The organism is Aminobacter sp. P4_H6_2 (genome assembly GCF_056400805.1).
Map to the genome: position 1 here is coordinate 1 of NZ_JBFUKO010001009.1, position 1,180 is coordinate 1,180.

Annotated in this window: 2 protein-coding genes; both read left to right on the forward strand. The window is 62.8% G+C overall.

From position 1 onward, the window contains the following. Positions 1-303: MocE family 2Fe-2S type ferredoxin (locus tag AC1DUU_RS32520; protein WP_476787402.1), on the forward strand; the 303-nt coding region annotated here is incomplete at its 5' end. A gap of 45 nt (positions 304-348) precedes the next feature. Continuing rightward, positions 349-1,158 carry a 3-methyl-2-oxobutanoate hydroxymethyltransferase gene (locus AC1DUU_RS32525; RefSeq protein ID WP_476787403.1) on the forward strand — a complete coding sequence of 270 codons (810 nt, stop codon included), beginning with the start codon at positions 349-351 and terminating at the stop codon, positions 1,156-1,158. Positions 1,159-1,180 lie beyond the last annotated feature (22 nt).

Sequence of the window (1,180 nt, forward strand, 5' to 3'; positions counted from 1 at the left end):
ATCACCGCCTGCGACGCCGACGACATCGAGCCTGACGATGTGATCCGCTTCGATCACGACGGCCGCACCTTCGCGCTCTACCGCACCGAAGACGACCGCTTCTTTGCCACCGACGGGCTTTGCACGCATGAGAAGGTCCATCTCAGCGGCGGGCTGGTCATGGGCACGATCATCGAATGCCCCAAGCACAATGGYCGCTTCGACTTCACCACGGGCAAGGCCAAGGGCGCGCCTGTCTGCGTCGACATCGCCACTTATCCGGTCAAAGTCGAAGATGGTCGGGTGATGATCAAACTCGGCTGACTTTCTGCCCCGCCGAAATGCCAGTCCTGCCAGCCGAGGAATGAGATGAAATCGTCCCAGCCCACCGTCGCCGACATCCTCGCCCTCAAGGGCAAGCGCCCACTGACCAAGCTGCGCGTCGAATCCCTCGATGAGGCAGCCGCCGCCAATGCGGCAAACATCGATATGCTGTCGGTGCCACCCGAAGTGCTTTCCCTCGAAGGTTTTCGCGCCATCTGCCCCAATCCCTTCGTCGTCGGCGGGCTCGAGCCCGGCGCCTACATCACCGAGGAAGACTATCTGCGCGTCGCCTTCCGCCTGCTCAAATCAGGCGCCAACGCCGTCTATTGCGGCGCGAGCTTGAAGATCATCAGGCGCCTGCGCGATGAGGGCATTCCCGTCGTCGGCCATGTCGGCCTGATCCCGTCGCGCCGCACCTGGACCGGTGGCTTCAAGGCCGTCGGCAAGACTTTCGATTCCGCTATGACGGTCTGGCAGCAGACCAAGGCGCTGGAAGAGGCCGGTGCCTTCGCCGCCGAGATCGAGGTGGTTCCGCCTGCTATCGCCGAAGCGATCTCGAAGCGCACCAGCCTCTTGATGATCTCGATGGGCGCAGGCGCAGGCTGCGACGCGCAGTATTTGTTCGCAACTGACGTGCTCGGCGAACATGACGGCCACTACCCGCGCCATTCGAAGGTCTATCGCGACTTTCATTCGCAGTATCAGCGTCTGCAGCAGGAGCGCGTCGCCGCCTTCCGCGAATATGGAGCCGACGTCGCCAGCGGCGCCTATCCGCAATCTGGCCACCTTGTCCGCATGGACGGCGCGGAGCAGGATCGTTTCCTGGCCGAGATGGAAAAGACGCCGCTAGTCTGAGCTAAACAGACGGCCTGGGGAG